This window comes from Pseudomonas sp. W2Jun17, assembly GCF_023127795.1.
Lineage (GTDB): Bacteria > Pseudomonadota > Gammaproteobacteria > Pseudomonadales > Pseudomonadaceae > Aquipseudomonas > Aquipseudomonas synxantha_A.
This window is the reverse complement of record NZ_SPKO01000025.1, coordinates 291,264-308,189: the sequence shown is the minus strand read 5'-3', so window position 1 is coordinate 308,189 and position 16,926 is coordinate 291,264. Positions and strand designations below refer to the sequence as shown.

The 16,926-nt window shown below is 60.2% G+C and carries 20 protein-coding genes; 3 read left to right on the top strand and 17 right to left on the bottom strand.

The genetic code is table 11. The features are described 5' to 3' along the window. Window positions 1-117: 117 nt before the first annotated feature. Genes E4O98_RS14960 through ubiE form a run of 9 tightly spaced genes read right to left on the bottom strand, consistent with a single transcriptional unit; the run spans window position 118 to window position 6,087 of the window. Window positions 118-825, bottom strand: coding sequence for a 16S rRNA (uracil(1498)-N(3))-methyltransferase (locus E4O98_RS14960; RefSeq protein WP_228309251.1), 708 nt, complete (start codon window positions 823-825; stop codon window positions 118-120). Then, complete coding sequence (gene tatC / locus E4O98_RS14955) at window positions 822-1,613, bottom strand: twin-arginine translocase subunit TatC (protein WP_248128476.1); 792 nt, start codon at window positions 1,611-1,613, stop codon at window positions 822-824. Before tatC ends, E4O98_RS14960 begins: the two co-directional genes overlap by 4 nt. Beyond that, the gene (gene tatB / locus E4O98_RS14950) at window positions 1,610-2,008 is read right to left on the bottom strand and encodes a Sec-independent protein translocase protein TatB (RefSeq protein WP_248135633.1); all 399 of its coding nucleotides are present in this window, start codon (window positions 2,006-2,008) and stop codon (window positions 1,610-1,612) included. The genes tatC and tatB overlap by 4 nt, the downstream gene beginning before the upstream one ends. Window positions 2,009-2,018: 10 nt before the next feature. Beyond that, window positions 2,019-2,297: a twin-arginine translocase TatA/TatE family subunit gene (locus tag E4O98_RS14945; protein WP_005783993.1), complete on the bottom strand. Its 279-nt coding sequence runs from the start codon at window positions 2,295-2,297 to the stop codon at window positions 2,019-2,021. A 26-nt stretch (window positions 2,298-2,323) separates the two neighbouring features. After that, window positions 2,324-2,656: a phosphoribosyl-ATP diphosphatase gene (locus E4O98_RS14940; protein ID WP_003187881.1), complete on the bottom strand. Its 333-nt coding sequence runs from the start codon at window positions 2,654-2,656 to the stop codon at window positions 2,324-2,326. 2 nt (window positions 2,657-2,658) lie between these two features. After that, complete coding sequence (gene hisI, locus E4O98_RS14935; RefSeq protein ID WP_005783996.1) at window positions 2,659-3,051, bottom strand: phosphoribosyl-AMP cyclohydrolase; 393 nt, start codon at window positions 3,049-3,051, stop codon at window positions 2,659-2,661. A gap of 41 nt (window positions 3,052-3,092) precedes the next feature. Next, the gene (gene ubiB / locus E4O98_RS14930) at window positions 3,093-4,697 is read right to left on the bottom strand and encodes a ubiquinone biosynthesis regulatory protein kinase UbiB (protein WP_005783998.1); all 1,605 of its coding nucleotides are present in this window, start codon (window positions 4,695-4,697) and stop codon (window positions 3,093-3,095) included. After that, complete coding sequence (locus E4O98_RS14925; RefSeq protein WP_005784000.1) at window positions 4,694-5,317, bottom strand: SCP2 domain-containing protein; 624 nt, start codon at window positions 5,315-5,317, stop codon at window positions 4,694-4,696. Before E4O98_RS14925 ends, ubiB begins: the two co-directional genes overlap by 4 nt. Beyond that, a complete protein-coding gene (gene ubiE / locus E4O98_RS14920) occupies window positions 5,317-6,087 on the bottom strand; it encodes a bifunctional demethylmenaquinone methyltransferase/2-methoxy-6-polyprenyl-1,4-benzoquinol methylase UbiE (protein ID WP_003171186.1) in 771 nt (256 codons plus the stop codon). The genes E4O98_RS14925 and ubiE overlap by 1 nt, the downstream gene beginning before the upstream one ends. Before the next feature lie 145 nt (window positions 6,088-6,232). On the opposite strand from ubiE, the gene E4O98_RS14915 reads away from it, so the two are divergent. From E4O98_RS14915 to E4O98_RS14905, 3 genes are all read left to right on the top strand, one after another. Next, entirely contained in the window at window positions 6,233-6,508 is a 276-nt protein-coding gene (locus E4O98_RS14915) for a polyhydroxyalkanoic acid system family protein (protein ID WP_005784005.1), read from the top strand. Window positions 6,509-6,601: 93 nt separating this feature from the next. Then, window positions 6,602-7,024, top strand: coding sequence for a phasin family protein (locus E4O98_RS14910; protein WP_032878324.1), 423 nt, complete (start codon window positions 6,602-6,604; stop codon window positions 7,022-7,024). A 12-nt stretch (window positions 7,025-7,036) separates the two neighbouring features. Next, on the top strand, window positions 7,037-7,984 hold the full coding sequence (locus tag E4O98_RS14905; RefSeq protein WP_078820082.1) for a phasin family protein: 948 nt from the start codon (window positions 7,037-7,039) through the stop codon (window positions 7,982-7,984). 174 nt (window positions 7,985-8,158) lie between these two features. Here E4O98_RS14905 and E4O98_RS14900 read toward each other — a convergent pair whose 3' ends face one another. From E4O98_RS14900 to E4O98_RS14865, 8 genes are all read right to left on the bottom strand, one after another. After that, window positions 8,159-8,779 (bottom strand): TetR/AcrR family transcriptional regulator, encoded by a 621-nt coding sequence (locus tag E4O98_RS14900; RefSeq protein WP_148853015.1) that lies wholly within the window; start codon window positions 8,777-8,779, stop codon window positions 8,159-8,161. Window positions 8,780-8,806: 27 nt separating this feature from the next. Further along, window positions 8,807-10,489 (bottom strand): class II poly(R)-hydroxyalkanoic acid synthase, encoded by a 1,683-nt coding sequence (phaC, locus tag E4O98_RS14895; RefSeq protein WP_248135632.1) that lies wholly within the window; start codon window positions 10,487-10,489, stop codon window positions 8,807-8,809. Between the two features lie 90 nt (window positions 10,490-10,579). Further along, on the bottom strand, window positions 10,580-11,425 hold the full coding sequence (gene phaZ, locus E4O98_RS14890) for a poly(3-hydroxyalkanoate) depolymerase (RefSeq protein ID WP_005784015.1): 846 nt from the start codon (window positions 11,423-11,425) through the stop codon (window positions 10,580-10,582). A gap of 179 nt (window positions 11,426-11,604) precedes the next feature. Next, the gene (gene phaC, locus E4O98_RS14885) at window positions 11,605-13,284 is read right to left on the bottom strand and encodes a class II poly(R)-hydroxyalkanoic acid synthase (protein WP_248135631.1); all 1,680 of its coding nucleotides are present in this window, start codon (window positions 13,282-13,284) and stop codon (window positions 11,605-11,607) included. 249 nt (window positions 13,285-13,533) lie between these two features. Continuing rightward, window positions 13,534-13,911 (bottom strand): DUF971 domain-containing protein, encoded by a 378-nt coding sequence (locus E4O98_RS14880; RefSeq protein WP_078820086.1) that lies wholly within the window; start codon window positions 13,909-13,911, stop codon window positions 13,534-13,536. A 149-nt stretch (window positions 13,912-14,060) separates the two neighbouring features. Beyond that, window positions 14,061-15,398: an ATP-dependent protease ATPase subunit HslU gene (gene hslU, locus E4O98_RS14875; RefSeq protein ID WP_003171208.1), complete on the bottom strand. Its 1,338-nt coding sequence runs from the start codon at window positions 15,396-15,398 to the stop codon at window positions 14,061-14,063. 37 nt (window positions 15,399-15,435) lie between these two features. Further along, entirely contained in the window at window positions 15,436-15,966 is a 531-nt protein-coding gene (gene hslV / locus E4O98_RS14870; protein ID WP_003171209.1) for an ATP-dependent protease subunit HslV, read from the bottom strand. Window positions 15,967-16,224: 258 nt separating this feature from the next. Next, window positions 16,225-16,926, bottom strand: coding sequence for an SPOR domain-containing protein (locus E4O98_RS14865; protein ID WP_005784023.1), 702 nt, complete (start codon window positions 16,924-16,926; stop codon window positions 16,225-16,227).

Sequence of the window (16,926 nt, the reverse complement as noted above, 5' to 3'; positions counted from 1 at the left end):
TGCGAACTCCCCTGGAACAAGGCTTGGACTTATTCAGAGGCTATCGGCATGGGCATAGGATTCTGTAGCGCCAGAGATCCAATGTGGGAGGGGGCTGTAGTGTTTTTGGATTTGATATCAGAACAGTCGGGCGAGCAGGGCCGTCACGGCGGTTTCAACCCGTAGGATGCGCGCACCTAGCTGCACCGGCTGTAGACCGGCCTTGGTCAGCAGGTCCACCTCATAGGGAATCCAACCACCTTCTGGGCCAATCGCCAGCGTCACCGGCTCATCCAGCCCCCGGGGGCACGCAGGGTAATCACCGGGATGGCCGATCAGGCCCAGGGTGCCTTCAACCATGGCCGGCAGGCGATCTTCGACAAACGGTTTGAAGCGCTTTTCGATAATGATCTCGGGCAGCACCGTGTCCCGCGCCTGTTCCAGACCGAGGATCAGTTGCTCGCGAACCGCTGCAGGTTCCAGGAATGGGGTCTGCCAGAAGCTTTTTTCCACGCGGTAGCTGTTGACCAGCACGACCTTGGGCACGCCCATGGCCGCCACGGTTTGCAGCACCCGGCGCAGCATCTTCGGGCGGGGCAGGGCCAGCAGCAGTGTCAGGGGCAGCTTTGGCGGCGGCGGTTGGTCGAAGCTGACTTGCAGCTCGGCTTCGCCTGCGTCCAGGCGCAGCAGTTGGGCATTGCCCATCAGCCCACCAATGCGGCCCACACGCAGGTTGTCGCCTACGGCGGCGCGGTGGACTTCCTGCATATGCACCAGGCGCCGATCACGCAGCACCACGCGGTCGGCCGCGATGAAGTCGGCGTCTTCCAGCAGCAGCAGGTTCACGGCTGGGTCGCTGGCGGCTGGTCGTCGTCGGCAGCCTGGTCGTCCGGGTGTTCGCCGCGCTTGCTGATCAAGCCGCTGAACAGGATGCCCACTTCGAACAGCATCCACATCGGCACGGCCAGCAAGGTCTGGGAGAAGATGTCCGGCGGCGTGAGGATCATGCCGACCACAAAGCAGCCGATGATCACGTACGGGCGGATCTTCTTCAGATATTTGACGTCGACCACTCCGATCCACACCAGCAACACCACCGCCACCGGGATTTCGAAGGCCACGCCAAAGGCGAAGAACAGCGTCATCACGAAGTCGAGGTAGCTGGTGATATCGGTCATCATCTCCACGCCGGCCGGGGTGGCGGCGGCGAAGAACTTGAAGATCAGCGGGAACACCAGGAAGTAGGCGAAGGCCATGCCGGTATAGAACAGCAGGATGCTCGACACCAGCAACGGCACTGCGATGCGCTTCTCGTGCTTGTACAGGCCCGGCGCAATAAAGCCCCAGATCTGATGCAGGATCACCGGGATCGCCAGGAACAGCGAAACCATCATGGTCAGCTTCAATGGCGTCAGGAACGGCGACGACACGTCGGTGGCAATCATCGTCGCGCCGACAGGCAGGTACTGGCGCAACGGTGTGGAAACGAAGGTGTAGATCTGCTGGGTGAACGCAAACAGCCCTGCAAAGATGATGAAGATGGCCGCTACGCAACGCAGCAGGCGGGTACGCAACTCGGTGAGGTGCGAGACCAGCGGCATGTGCTGGTCGTTTTCCGGTTTATCAGCGCTCATGGGGCTCGCGGCGGCAGTGTAGGGTCATTGGGCGCGGGCGACGCGACGGGCGTCGGCGCAGGCGTTATCGGGGTGGGAACGGCTTCGGCAGGGGACACTGGCGCGATGCTCTGCTCGGCCACCGGAGTGACCGGCTTGGCCGGCTCCTGCACCGGGGAAAGAATCTTGCGCGCCTCCTGCTCCAACGACAGGATATGTTCGTTGTGCAATTGCCGGCGGATCTCGTCGGCACCGATTTCACGTTCAACTTCCTGTTTGATCGCGTTGAAACTGCGTTTCAGGCGCCCGATCCACAGGCCGGCGGTGCGTGCGGCACCGGGCAGGCGTTCCGGCCCCAGTACCAGCAGGGCCACCAGGCCGACGAGCAGCAGTTCAGAGAAGCTGATACCAAACATTAGTCAGTGCTCACGAGTCTTTGCGGGTCGGCTCTTGGACTTTTTCAGCCTGCACGTCGAAGGTACGACGCTCGGTGATCGGCTGAGCGGCCTGCGGGTGCACAGGCTGGGCCGGTGGCACCGGGTTTGCGCTTGGCTCGGCGGGTTTCTCGTCGTCGTTCATGGCTTTACGAAAGCCCTTGATCGACTCGCCGACGTCGGTGCCGAGGTTTTTCAGTTTTTTGGTGCCGAACACCAGAACAACCACCACCAGAATGACGATCCAGTGTTTCCAGTCAAAAATGCCCATGCTGCAAATCCTCAAGTCTTGGTTAATCAGGCGGACGGGCGCGAGGCCTTTTCGGCGTGCCCGGACAAGCCGAAGCGACGGTCCAGTTCATCCAGCACGGCCTGTGGATGCTGCCCCAGTTGGGCAAGCATGACCAGGCTATGGAACCACAAGTCGGCGGTCTCATAGATTACATCGCTGTAATCACCGCTGATTTGCGCGTCCTTGGCCGCAATGATGGTCTCGACGGATTCTTCGCCGAGTTTTTCCAGAATCTTGTTCAGACCCTTGTGGTAAAGGCTAGCGACATAGGAGCTGTCGGCATCCGCGCCTTTGCGGTCTTCCAGCACCTGGGCCACACGGTTCAGGGTATCGCTCATGTTCAGTGTCCTGCCGAATAAATGGCGTGCGGGTCTTTAAGCACTGGGTCCACTGTCTTCCATTCGCCGTCTTCGAAGACGCGATAGAAACAGCTGTGGCGCCCGGTATGGCAGGCGATGTCGCCGATCTGATCGACCATCAGGATCACCACGTCAGCGTCGCAGTCCAGGCGCATTTCATGCAGAACCTGCACGTGTCCGGATTCTTCGCCCTTGCGCCACAGTCTGCCACGCGAACGTGACCAGTAGATGGCGCGCTGCTCAGTGGCGGTGAGGCTCAGCGCCTCGCGGTTCATCCAGGCCATCATCAATACGCGCCCGGTCTTGTAGTCCTGGGCAATGGCCGGCACCAGGCCGTCACTGTCCCACTTGATCTCGTCCAGCCAGTTTTTCATGTTCGGCTCCGGCAATTTGCGACAGTGTATAACCGGATTGGCTATCGACGCACGATCAGATAAACACCCACCGCCACCATGATTCCGGCTGGCCAGTGACCCAGTTGATTCAGCGGCCCGCCGATCACTAGCATCACACCGCCCACCAGGTGCGCGGCGCCGAGCAGGCGCAGGAACCAGTCGTCCTTGCGCTTGCGCCAAGGCGGCTCGGGGTCTTTGGCGTGGGGCTGGGACATGCGCTCCAGTAGATCGCGGGTCATGTTGGCCAGGTGCGGCAGTTGTTCGAACTGGCTGTGCAGGTTGCCCAACATGGTCTTCGGGCTCATCCGCTCACGCATCCAGCGCTCCAGGAACGGTTGCGCGGTGTTCCACAGATCGAGGTCCGGATATAACTGGCGGCCCAGGCCTTCGATGTTGAGCAGGGTTTTTTGCAGCAGCACCAACTGCGGTTGTACTTCCATATTGAAGCGCCGCGCAGTCTGGAACAGGCGCATCAGCACCTGACCGAAGGAAATATCTTTTAACGGTTTTTCAAAGATCGGTTCGCATACGGTACGGATCGCCGCTTCGAATTCGTTGAGCTTGGTTTCCGCCGGCACCCAACCTGAATCGATGTGCAACTGCGCCACGCGGCGGTAGTCGCGCTTGAAGAAAGCAAACAGGTTGCGCGCCAGGTAGTCCTGGTCTTCCGGGGTCAGGCTGCCGACGATGCCACAGTCGATCGCGATGTACTGCGGGCTCCACGGATTGACGGTGCTGACGAAGATGTTGCCGGGGTGCATGTCGGCGTGGAAGAAACTGTCGCGAAATACTTGGGTAAAGAAGATCTCCACCCCGCGTTCGGCGAGCATCTTCATGTCGGTGCGCTGGTCGGCGAGGGTGGCCAGGTCGGTGACCTGCACGCCGTAGATGCGCTCCATCACCAGCACTTTCGGCCGGCACCAGTCCCAATACACTTGTGGCACGTACAGCAGTTGCGAGCCTTCGAAGTTGCGTCGCAATTGGCTGGCGTTGGCCGCTTCGCGCAGCAGGTCGAGCTCGTCGTAGATGGTTTTTTCGTAGTCGGCGACCACATCCACCGGGTGCAGCAGACGCGCGTCGGCAGAAAAACGTTCGGCCGCCCGAGCCAGGATAAACAGCCACGCCAGGTCCTGGCCGATGATCGGCTTGAGGCCCGGGCGAATGACTTTTACCACCACCTCTTCGCCGGTCTTGAGCTGTGCGGCGTGGACCTGCGCGACCGAGGCCGAGGCCAGGGGCTCGACATCGAAGCGGCTGAACACCTCGCTGATCTTCTGGCCCAGTTGTTCTTCGATCAACGCCATCGACTGCTGTGAATCGAAAGGCGGCACACGGTCCTGCAACAGCATCAGTTCGTCGGCGATGTCTTCAGGCAGCAAGTCGCGGCGGGTGGAGAGGATCTGCCCGAATTTGATAAAGATCGGCCCCAGATCCTGCAACGCCAGGCGCAGGCACGCGCCTCGGCTGAGCTCCAGCTGTTTGCGCGGGAACCAGCGCCACGGCAGCACATAACGCACCGCCAGCAGGAACCAGGGCAGGGGCAGGGCAAACAGCAGGTCATCGAGGCGGTAACGGATTACGACGCGCTGGATACGAAACAAACGGCGGACGGCGAGCAGCTTCATGCGTTATCGCTTGGATCAAGGGAGCGGCTCAGGCGTTCGAAGCGGGCCTCGAGGCGTTCCAGGTCGATTTTGGCCTTGTCGAGCTCACGAAAGCGCGCTTGCGCTTCCCGTTGCCCGACCAGGGTGCGCGATTCTTCGCTCAGGTATTCGGCGAGGTTCTGGTTCAGGCTGGCGAACCCTTGCTGGTACCAGCGCGAGCGGCTGCGCAGGTGCCCGCTGAGCAACTGGGTGGCGACCGGGCCGATCCAGCGCGAGAGTTCGTATTCCCAATCCAGCTCCAGGTCCTGCAGCACGGCGGCCAGGTCCATCAGCACCGCACTGTCGCCTTCCAGCTCCACCTCGGGGCTGTGGAGGATGGCGGTCTTGTTGCGGCTCAGCGCCAGGTGCAACAGGCTGGAGGCCGGCGCACGCAAGGTGCAGTCGGCGTCGGCGGCCCATTGAGTGGCGAGCAGCAAGCCTTCATCGCTGGGCAGGATAAACAGCTGCACAGCGGGGCTGCGGCAGTCGACGGCAATGACTTTGCCGTTCAAGTGCGCGAGCCGTGCCAGGGCGGTGCTGTCCAGGCGCAGAACACGGTTGAGGCCATGTTCGACGCTTGCGAGAAGGCCTGCGAGCAGCATCAGGGTTTGATACCTCGGTGCAATGCAACGATGCCGGAGGTCATGTTGTGATAGGTCACGCGGTCGAAACCGGCCTCCACCATCATTGACTTCAGGGTTTCCTGGTCGGGGTGCATGCGGATGGATTCGGCCAGGTAGCGGTAGCTCTCGGCGTCATTGGTGATCAACTTGCCCATCAGCGGCATGAAGGCGAACGAGTAAGTGTCGTAGACCTTGGACATCAGCGCGTTGGTCGGCTTGGAGAATTCCAGCACCAGCAGGCGGCCACCTGGCTTGAGGACACGCAGCATCGAGCGGATCGCGTCCTCCTTGTGAGTGACGTTGCGCAGGCCGAAGGCGATGGTCACGCAGTCGAAATGGTTGTCGGGGAACGGCAGCTTCTCAGCGTCGGCCTGGACGAACTCGATATTGCCGGCCACACCTTTGTCGAGCAGGCGATCGCGGCCGACCTTGAGCATCGAACCGTTGATATCGGCCAAAACCACCTGACCGGTGGGGCCGACCAGTTTGGAGAACTTGGCGGCCAGGTCGCCCGTGCCGCCGGCGATATCCAGTACCCGGTTGCCGGTGCGTACGCCCGACAACTCGATGGTGAAGCGCTTCCACAGACGGTGCATGCCGCCGGAAAGCACGTCATTCATCAGGTCGTACTTGGCCGCCACGGAGTGAAACACCTCAGCGACTTTTTCCGCTTTCTGGCTTTCCGGGACGTTCTTGAAACCGAAGTGAGTGGTGGGTTCGGCATCGCTGCCTTTGCGCTGATCAGTCATATCGCTGTCACCAAAAGAGAATGCGGGACATGATAATCCCCAAGGCCTACTTTGTCTTGGCAAGGCTGCAGGTAAGATAGATGCTCACCGAGGCCATTTGCCGCATGGCGGGTGTTCCGAGTCGTTATAAAGAGGAGTCATTGCAATGGCCCGTATTACCGTTGAGCGTGAACATACCCTGGGGAAAGAACAGGCGCGGGCCAAGGCTGAGCAATTGGCGCGCAAACTCGAGGATAAATATGGTGTGGAGTCTTCATGGGCCGGCGATACCCTGAAGCTGAAACGTTCCGGGGTTAAGGGCACCGTCGCGGTGGCCGATGACTCGCTGCGCATCGAGGTAGAACTCGGCCTGTTGATGTCGGCCATGAGTGGCACGATCAAGTCCGAAATCGAAAAAGCCTTGGATAAGGCGTTGGCCTGACTTAGGGTGCCGATTCTAATTTTAACCCCTACTTTGTGCCCAAGCCCTCAACTCCTGCGGGCCGTCCTCCACCCTTTTTGCGTGAGGTGCACCATGGCCAAAGTTATTTTGAAGAAAAAAATCGACGTTCAAACCACCCCCCTGAGTGAGGTTAAAAGCTATGCCCGCAAGATCTGGCTGGCGGGCCTTGGTGCCTATGCAAAGGTCGGCAGCGAGGGCGGCGAATACTTCAAAGAGCTGGTCAAGAGCGGCCAACGCGTTGAAAGTAAAGGTAAAAAAGTTGTAGTTGAACAACTTGATGCCGCCAACAGTCAGATTGATCAAGTAAAGAGTAACGTCTCCGGCGTCAGGGGCTTGGTTGAAGTTCAGCTGGATAAAGTTGAAAAAGCTTTTGACACGCGTGTTGCAAGTGCCTTGAATCGAATCGGCATTGCGTCTAAACATGACGTGGAGACACTCTCTGCTAAGCTCGAAGAGCTGACGGCATTGCTCGAACGTGTCGCGCGTAAACACTAAGGAGACATCGGGATGGCTGTTAAAAAGACTACTCAGAAAGAAGGCAGCTCGTGGGTCGGGGAAGTTGAAAAATATTCCCGCAAAATCTGGCTTGCTGGTTTAGGCGTGTACTCGAAGGTTAGCAGTGACGGCGGTAAATACTTCGAGACTCTGGTCAAGGACGGCGAGAAGGCCGAGAAGTTGACCAAGAGCACAGTCGGTAAAAAAGTGGACGCGGCCAAGGCAACTGCCGGTTCTGCCAAGTCGAGCATTTCTGACACTTGGGGCAAGTTGGAAGAAACCTTCGACAAGCGCCTCAATAGTGCAATTTCGCGACTGGGCGTACCCAGCAAGGCTGAATTGAAGACGCTGCACAGCAAGGTCGATACCTTGACCAAGCAAATTGAAAAACTGACCGGCGCCAAAGCGGCTCCTGCCAAGACCGCCGCGGCCAAGCCTGCAGCAAAACCGGCTGCCAAACCTGCGGCTAAAACAGCCGCTGCAAAACCCGCCGCGAAAACTGCCGCCAAGCCTCTGGTTAAAGCCGCCGCCAAGCCGGCTGCAAAACCCGCTGCCAAAGCACCAGCCAAAGCCGCTGCGAAACCTGCGGCCAAGCCAGCGGCTAAAACCGCTGCCGCCAAACCGGCCACCAAGCCTGCCGCTAAGCCAGTGGCCGCTAAAGCCGCCGCGAAACCTGCGGCTAAACCGGCTGCCAAACCTGCGGCTAAAACCGCTGCTGCCAAACCTGCTGCCAAGCCCGCTGCTGCGAAACCAGCAGCCAAGCCTGCGGCCAAACCTGCAGCGGCCAAAAAGCCTGCGGTAGCGAAAAAACCGGCAGCAGCAAAGCCTGCCGCAGCGGCCAAGCCGGCAGCGGCGCCAGCACCGGCCGCTTCTACCGCCAACTCGGTGTCCGCACCGACGCATACGGCTGCTACCCCGACTGCAACGCCGGTCACCCCGACGCCATCCAGTCAGTCCTGATTTTTCCGGGACACAAAAAAACGCCCGGTCTGCGAAGACCGGGCGTTTTTTTATGCAAGCCTAAAAAACGCTGCATTTCCAATGTGGGAGCGGGCTTGCCCGCGATGGCGGAGTGTCAGTCATACAGGCATTGGCTGATCCAACGCTATCGCGGGCAAGCCCGCTCCCACATGTTTAATCAGTGTCATCCAGATATTTCAAGGCGAACTTCTCAGTCGCCTTCCGCGCCGTCGGTAACAGATGGGGGGCCACCAGCATCATGACCTGGTACACCACCACTCGCACCTCGCCTTCACGGTCCAGTACGCGCTGGTAATCCAGGGAAAACAGCAGGGTCATGGTGATCTGTTCCACCAGCTGTCCCAATGCCTGGGTGTCACTGACCAGTTGCCCCGCAGCTTTCAACCGCGCTAACAATGAGGCCAGGGTGCGCTTGAGCGCCGTGAGCAGGGTGCGAATCCCCTTGGCCAGCTTCGGCAGGCGCCCGGCCAGGTTCGACAGGTCCTGGAACAGGAACCGGTAGTGGGCCATGCGCTCGACAATCAGGTGCAGGAACAGCCAGTAATCCTCGGCCTCCAGTTGCGCATCGGCGGGAGGATCGAGCAATGGCGCCAACTCGCATTGAAAGCGCTCGAACAGCCCCAGCACCAACGGCTCTTTGCCGTGGAAGTGGTAGTAGAGGTTGCCGGGGCTGATCCCCATTTCATTGGCCACCTCCATGGTCGATACGTTCGGTTCGCCCTTGTGGTTGAACAACTGCAAGGCACATTCAAGGATACGGTCGCGGGTCTTCATCCAGTCTTCTTAATGTGATCGTTGAGCTCAACGCACCCGCACATAAGTGCCTGGCGCTGCTTCCATCGGTGGGTAGTTCTGGTTGCCCAGGGCGGTAAGCGTTTCGCGTTGTACCCCGGAGCGTTGTTGTACCCATTCCAGCCACTGCGGCCACCAGCTGCCTTCGACATGCCGGGCGTCGTAGTACCAGGCACGCGGGTCACTGCTCAGCTTGAGGTTCTCGACGTAGTTGGCCTTGGGGTTGCCCGGCGGGTTGAGGATGCTCTGGATATGTCCGCTGTTGGACAGCACAAAGCGCCGCTCGCCGCCCAGCAGTTGGGTGGAGCGATACACCGCGTCCCACGGTGTGATGTGGTCGTTGATCCCGGCCACGCTGAAGCTGTCCACCGTGACCTTGCGCAAGTCGATGGGCGTGCCGCACACCTCCAGGCCACCGGGATGGCTCAGGGGGTTGTGCTTGAAGAAGTCCAGCAGGTCGCCGTGCAAGGCGGCGGGCAGGCGCGTGTTGTCGTTGTTCCAGTACAGGATGTCGAAGGCCGGCGGCTCCTTGCCCAGCAGGTAATTGTTGATCCAGTAGTTCCAGATCAGGTCGTTGGGGCGCATCCAGGCAAACACCTTGGCCATGTCACGGCCGTCCAGTACGCCCTCCTGGTAGGAGCGGCGCTTGGCGGCTTCCAGGGTTTGTTCGTCAGCGAACAAGGTTGCGGGGCTGTCGATCTGGCCGTCGAGCAGGCTCACCAGGTAACTGGCGCTGGAGATGCGCCGCAGCTGGCGCTTGGCTTGCAGGTGGCCTTGCAGGGCGGCGATGGTCAGGCCACCGGCGCAGGCGCCCATCAGGTTGACCTCGCGGGCGCCGGTGATGGCCCGGCAGACATTCAGTGCCTCCTCCAACGCCGCCACGTAGGTGGACAGGCCCCATTCGCGATGCCGCACGTCCGGGTTGCGCCAACTGATCATGAAGGTTTGCAGGCCATTTTTAAGGGCATATTGCACAAAGCTGTTGGCCGGGCTGAGGTCGAAGATGTAGTACTTGTTGATTTGCGGCGGCACCACCAGCAGCGGCTTGGCGTACTGTTTTTCGCTCATGGGCTTGTACTGGATCAGCTCCAGCAGTTCGTTGCGAAACACTACCGAACCGGGCGTGGTCGCCACCGTCTTGCCGACTTCGAAGGCGTGTTTGCTGACCTGGCGGGGCAAACCGTTGTTGTGCAGCAGGTCTTCGAACAGGTTACTCACGCCGCGCACCACGCTGTTGCCGCCGGAGTTGAGCAACTCCTTGATCGCCAGCGGGTTGAGCAGGGTGTTGGAAGGGGAGACGGCGTCGTTGAGCAGGGCGAAGGCGAACTGCGCACGCGCGCGATCATCGTCACTGAGGGTGCTGTCATCGATCCACTGCCGCGTCTGTTTCTGCCAGCTCAGATAGGCTTGCAAGCTGCGCCGGTACAGCGGGTTGAGCTTCCAGGTGGGGTCGCTGAAGCGATTGTCCCTGGGGTTGGGCTCGTGCACGGTCTCACCCAGCAGCACACGGCCCAGTTGGCCGCCCAGGGCCAGGGCGTGGCGGGCGGTGTGCACCGGGTTGCGCAGCCCGTGCGCGGCGACGGTGCGCAGGGTTGACAGCAGGTCGCGGCCGCGCAGGCCGGTGATCGCATTTTGTGCGTTGATGAACGCAGCGGGGGTGGGCGCCGGGTTCGTCACGGGTCTTTCTCGCATGAGCCAACACTCCTTCGTCAAGACATCAAGCAGGCACGCCAATCCAGAACCATAGTCGGTTCCTGGCAACTTGCGCGGTGGTGTGGTCCTTCACACCGCCGGTCGCGGATGTATCACTGCGCGCAAGCGCTCCTCTTCGAGAAACTTCATGATGATCGGCGCCACGGCTTCAGCCCGGGTGATCAGGAACAGGTGCCCGTCATCGATGATGTGCAACTGCGCATTGGGGATGCGCCAGGCGAGCATGCGCATGTTGACCAGCGGGATCAGCGGGTCATCGTCCCCGGCCAATACCAGGGTGGGCTGGCGAATCTTGTGCAGCCAATGAATGCTGGTCCAGCCCAGCCCGGCGAACAATTGCCAGTAGTAACCCAGCTTGCCAGCCGAGCGCACTTTGCTCGCATGTTCGGCGGCCAGGTTCGAATCGCGGCGGAACGAGCCGCCATAAATCATCGGCGCGATGCGCACCACATGGGAGGGTTGGATATAACGCCGGGGGCTGGCCATCAGCCACAGCACTTTGGGTTTGCCCGGCACCATAAAGGCCCCGGCAGCTGTGGCCGCCAGGATCAGCTTCTTGCAGCGTTCCGGGTAGTCATAGGCGAACTGCTGCGCCAGTGCCCCGCCCCAGGACACACCCACGGCGTTCACCTGGCCGTAGTCGAGGTAATCGAGCATACGCGCGGTGAGCCTGGCCAGGCCGGGGAAGCGATAGGGCCGCTTCGGCGTCGAGGAACCGCCAACGCCGGGCACGTCGAACGCAATCACTTCCAGGTCCGGGTCCAGGGCCTGGACGAACGGGAACACCAGCTCAAGGTTGGCGCCGATGCCGTTGAAGATCAGCAGCGGGGTCAAGTGCGGCTTGCCCGGGCGTACCGCCGTGCGGATGGTCTGGCCATCCAGGTCGATGGTACGGAAGATGAACGGTTGCGCCATGCTCAAGCCCTGTGAAGTGTTACAGGAGGAATACAGTCAAAATGTGGGAGGGGCGGTGCGACGATTCGACTTGCTCCCGATGGCGGTGTGTCATTGAGCACACCTGACACTGATCCATCCCTATCGGGAGCAAGTCGAATCGTCGCACCGCCCCTCCCACATTTGGATCTCATTCCAATCTACCGCTCATGTACATAGGTACCTGGCGCCGCTTCGGCGGCGGCATAGGTTTTACTGCCTAATGTCGCCGGGGCTTTTTTCAACTTCCCCGCCCGCTCCGCCTGCCACACCTGCCAGTGCAGCCACCACGAATCGGTGTGCTTGGTGGCGTTCTCCTGCCACTGCAACGCACTGCCCGACAAGCCCTCGCTGGTCTGGTAGCGCGCCTTGGGGTTGCCTGGCGGGTTGAGGATGCTCTGGATGTGCCCACTGCTGGACAGCACGAACTCGACCTTGCCGCCAAACAACTGCGCCGACTTGTAGCACGACTGCCACGGCGTGATGTGGTCGTTGGTGCCGGCCAGGGAGTAGATGTCGGCAGAGACCTGCTTGAGGTCGATGGGCGTGCCGCACACTTCCAGGGCGTTGGCGCGTACCAGTGGGTTGTTCTTGAACAGTTCGATCAGGTCGCCATGGAAAGCGGCCGGCAAGCGGGTGGTGTCGTTGTTCCAGAACAGGATGTCGAACACCGGCGGTTCGTTGCCCAGCAGGTAGTTATTGACCCAGTAGTTCCAGATCAGGTCGTTGGGGCGCATCCATGCAAACACCTTGGCCATGTCGCGGCCTTCCAGCACGCCGGCCTGATAGGAGTGGCGCTTGGCTGCTTCCAGGGTCTGCTCGTCGACAAACAGTGCCACTTGGGTGTCCAGGGTGGTGTCCAGCACGCTCACCAACAGGGTCAGGGCGTTGACCTTCTTCTCGCCCAGCGCCGCGTAGTGGCCCAGCAGTGCGGTGCAGGTGATGCCACCGGAGCAGGCGCCGAGCATATTCACGTCCTTGCTGCCGGTAATTGCCGTGACCACATCGACCGCTTCCTTGAGCGCCTCGATATAAGTAGAGAGCCCCCACTCGCGCTGGGCCTTGGTGGGGTTGCGCCAACTGACGATAAAGGTCTGTTGCCCATTGCGCAGGCAGAAACGCGCCAGGCTCTTTTCCGGGCACAGGTCGAATACGTAGAATTTGTTGATCTGCGGCGGCACCACCAGCAGTGGGCGCTCGTGTACCTGCTCGGTGATGGGCTTGTACTGGATCAGCTCCAGCACATCGTTGCGAAACACCACCGCACCTTCGCTGGTGCCCAGGGTCTTGCCGACCTCAAAGGCGCCCATGTTGACCTGGCTCGGCATACCGCCGTTGTGCACCATGTCCTTGGCCAAGTGGGACAAACCGTCGAGCAGGCTTTTGCCGCCGGTTTCAAAGAAGCGCTTGACCGCCGCCGGGTTGGCCGCACTGTTGGTGGGGGCCATGGCTTCGGTCATCAGGTTGATCACGAAGTGGCCACGGCTGATGTCTTGTGCCGGCAGGTTGCTGTCGTCGATCCAGTCGTGGAGTTCCTTGCGCCACGCCAGGTAAGTCTGCAAATAACGTTTGTAGAGCGGGTTCTGGCTCCAGGCCGGGTCGTTGAAGCGACGGTCATCGCCTTCAGGCACCAGTTGGGATTTGCCGAACATCACATTCTTCAACTCGACGCCAAAGTGGGCGACGTGCTTGACGCTGTGCAACGGCTGCTTGATGGCTTGGGTCAGCACCATCTTGGCCGAGGCCAATAAATCCTTTTTGCGTAACGCGATGATCGGGTTCAGCCCCAGGGTGTTTTCCGAGGCCTGGCGTTTCAAGTCATCGTTATTCTTGTTACTCATCTACGACGCTCCATTGTCCGAAAGACGAGTACCGGCGATTGCTGCGCACCCAATTTCGATACACGACACCAGCCTGGTACTGCGACCCGGGTGACCGTTGATACCGCATCGTCAAATGCAGGGAACTTGCCAGCTCCATTGGTTACCCGAGTTTATTTTTTTTCGCAAGCGGGCCGATCATTGGCCACGCGACAGGGCATTCAAGCAGATGAAATTAGAAAATGCGCTCTAAAGACCAAGATGCCTGTGCTAGAGCATCAGCCGCACGACCGACTCACTCGGGTCGCGGGTTTTTCCGGCCGCTTTGAGCTCGGCCAGGTAGTCGGCCCATAGCGCGTCCTGACGTACGGCCAACTGGTAGAGGTAGTCCCAAGTGAACAGTCCGCTGTCATGGCCGTCATCGAAGGTCAATTTCAGTGCGTACTGGCCGGCCGGTTCGACCTGGGTCAACCTGACATTGAGCTTGCCGAATTGCAGGATGGGTTTACCGTGGCCCTGAACCTCGGCCGAAGGCGAGTGAACCCGCAGGAATTCGGCGGGCAGTTGGTAGGTTTCATCCGGCCCGTAAGTCAGGCCAAGGGTATTGGAGGTTTTGTGCAGGTTTACTGCAGTAGGAAACTTGACCATATGGGATGCTCCTGAATAAACCGGCTTGAAAATGTGGGAGGGGGCTTGCTCCCGATGGTGGTGTGTCAGTCAGCTCATCTGATACTGATACACCGCCATCGGGAGCAAGCCCCCTCCCACATTTGAAGCAAAGCAGTTCTGTGTGAGGCTTACAGGATATAACGAGACAAGTCTTCGTTCTGCGCCAATTCGCCCAAGTGGCTGTTGACGTAGTCAGCATCGATCTTGATCGCTTCGCCATTCTGCGCACCCGCCATGTCGCCGGCACTGAACGACACTTCCTCAAGCAAGCGCTCAAGCAAGGTATGCAGGCGTCGGGCACCGATGTTCTCGGTCTTCTCGTTGACCTGCCAGGCGATTTCCGCCAAACGCTTGATACCGTCCGCCTGGAACTCGATACCCAGGCCCTCGGTTTTCAGCAACTCACGGTACTGCTCGGTGAGCGAGGCGTGGGGTTCGCTGAGGATGCGCTCGAAGTCGCCAGGGGTCAGTGCCTTGAGTTCCACGCGAATCGGCAGGCGGCCTTGCAACTCGGGCACCAGGTCGCTTGGCTTGCTCAGGTGGAACGCACCGGAAGCGATAAACAGAATGTGGTCAGTCTTGACCATGCCCAGCTTGGTGTTGACTGTGCAGCCTTCGATCAGCGGCAACAGGTCACGCTGCACACCTTCGCGGGATACATCGACGCCACCGGAGTTGCCACGCTTGGCCACTTTGTCGATCTCATCGATAAACACGATGCCGTGCTGCTCGACCGCTTCCAGGGCCTTGGCCTTGAGTTCTTCCTCATTGACCAGGCGCCCGGCTTCTTCGTCGCGCACCAGCTTCAGCGCTTCTTTCACCTTGAGCTTGCGGCTTTTCTTCTTGCCCTTGCCCATGTTGGCGAACAGGTTCTGCAACTGGCTGGTCATTTCTTCCATGCCAGGCGGGGCAGAAATATCCACGCCGGACACTTCAGCCACTTCGATCTCGATTTCCTTGTCATCCAGCTGGCCTTCACGCAGGCGCTTGCGGAACAGCTGGCGAGTATTGGAATCCGACGACGGTGCGGCGTCTTCGTTGAAACCCATGCGGGCCGGTGGCAGCAGGGCGTCGAGGATGCGCTCTTCCGCTGCGTCTTCGGCACGGTGGCTGACCTTGGTCACTTCCTGTTCGCGCAGCATCTTCAGGGCGGCATCGGCCAGGTCACGGATGATCGACTCGACATCACGGCCCACGTAGCCGACTTCGGTGAACTTGGTCGCTTCGACCTTGATGAACGGGGCGTTCGCCAATTTGGCCAGGCGCCGGGCGATTTCGGTTTTACCGACACCGGTCGGGCCGATCATCAGGATGTTCTTGGGGGTTACTTCAACGCGCAGTTCTTCGGGCAGTTGCATCCGGCGCCAGCGGTTACGCAGCGCAATGGCAACGGCGCGCTTGGCATCGTCCTGGCCGATGATATGGCGATTGAGTTCATGGACGATTTCGCGGGGGGTCATGGACATAGTGTCTGGCGGCCTCAAGCGGGAATAAGCCTACGGCTTACTCGGCGAGGTCCTGCTCCTCAATGGTCTGGTTGTGGTTGGTGAACACGCAGATATCGCCGGCGATACCCAGGGCGGTCTCGACGATTTCACGGGCCGACAGGTCGGTTTTCTTCAGCAGCGCACTGGCTGCCGCTTGGGCATAGCCACCGCCTGAACCCATGGCGATCAGGCCATGTTCGGGTTCAACCACATCGCCGTTACCGGTGATGATCAGGGAAGCGTCTTTGTTCGCGACGGCGAGCATGGCCTCCAGGCGGCTGAGGGAACGGTCGGTGCGCCATTCTTTGGCAAGTTCCACAGCGGCGCGCACCAGGTGGCCCTGATGTTTCTCAAGCTGGCCTTCGAAACGTTCGAAGAGGGTAAAGGCGTCGGCGGTAGCGCCTGCGAAACCGGCAAGTACCTGGCCGTGGTACAGGCGACGCACTTTTTTCGCGTTGCCTTTCATCACGGTATTGCCCAGGGAAACCTGGCCGTCGCCGCCCATGACGACTTTGCCGTGGCGACGTACTGAAACGATGGTGGTCAAGGGGAGAGTCTCCACGCAGCGGGGCGAAAATGCCCTGATGAGAACTCATATGGGGGTGGCGGGGGGGATTTCAACCGTAGGACGGGTGCGCGGACGAGTGGTGTTTATTGATCCGACACCTATTCAAGAACACCGCAAAACCAAATGTGGGAGGGGGCTTGCTCCCGATCGCGGTGTGTCAGTCACTGAATATATTGACTGATATACCGCCATCGGGGGCAAGCCCCCTCCCACATTAGCCCTGCTATGTCTTCGAAATCAGCGGCTCTGGCGCTGTTGTAACAACAGATTGCTAAACCCGGCCCCGGCCAATTGTTTCTGCGCCACGGTCAGTTGCTCACGGTTGCTGAACGGCCCCACCAATACGCGATACCAGGTCGCGTCCTTCACCGTGCCGGACTCAACCGAGACCGATTGGCCCAACAGAATGATCTGTGCACGCACACGATCGGCATCCGCCTGTTTCGGGAACGAGCCGGCTTGCAGGAAGAACTTGGTCACAGGCGCGGCCTTGGTCGCTGCCACTGGCGGTGCTGGCGGCGGAGTGATGCCGGCCAGTGCAGCCTGGGCGCGAGCCGTATCGATTTTCGCCGCTTCCGCTGGGGTTACGGGCGTGGTCGGCACTTGCGGGGTCGGCAGGGTTTTCTCCGGCACGGCGTCGGGCGGCACGATCACTTCCGATTCCGGCAGCAGCGTGTAGAAGTCGTATTTCGGCTTCACCGGTGCGGTCGGGCTTGGCGCAGTCTTGTTGGCCTCGGCAATTTTCGTGGCCTTCTGCTGCTCCTGTTTGACGCGCTTGACGTCATCGCCCTGGCCAGGCTCCAGCTTCATCAGAAACACAACGAAGGCACCGACCGTCAGGCCGATGGCCATCCACAGCCAGCCCGGGATCGGCTGCTTCGCCGGGGCCTGATAACGGCTGGCGCCGCGTTTGGGTGCAGGTTTTTTCTTGGCAGCCAA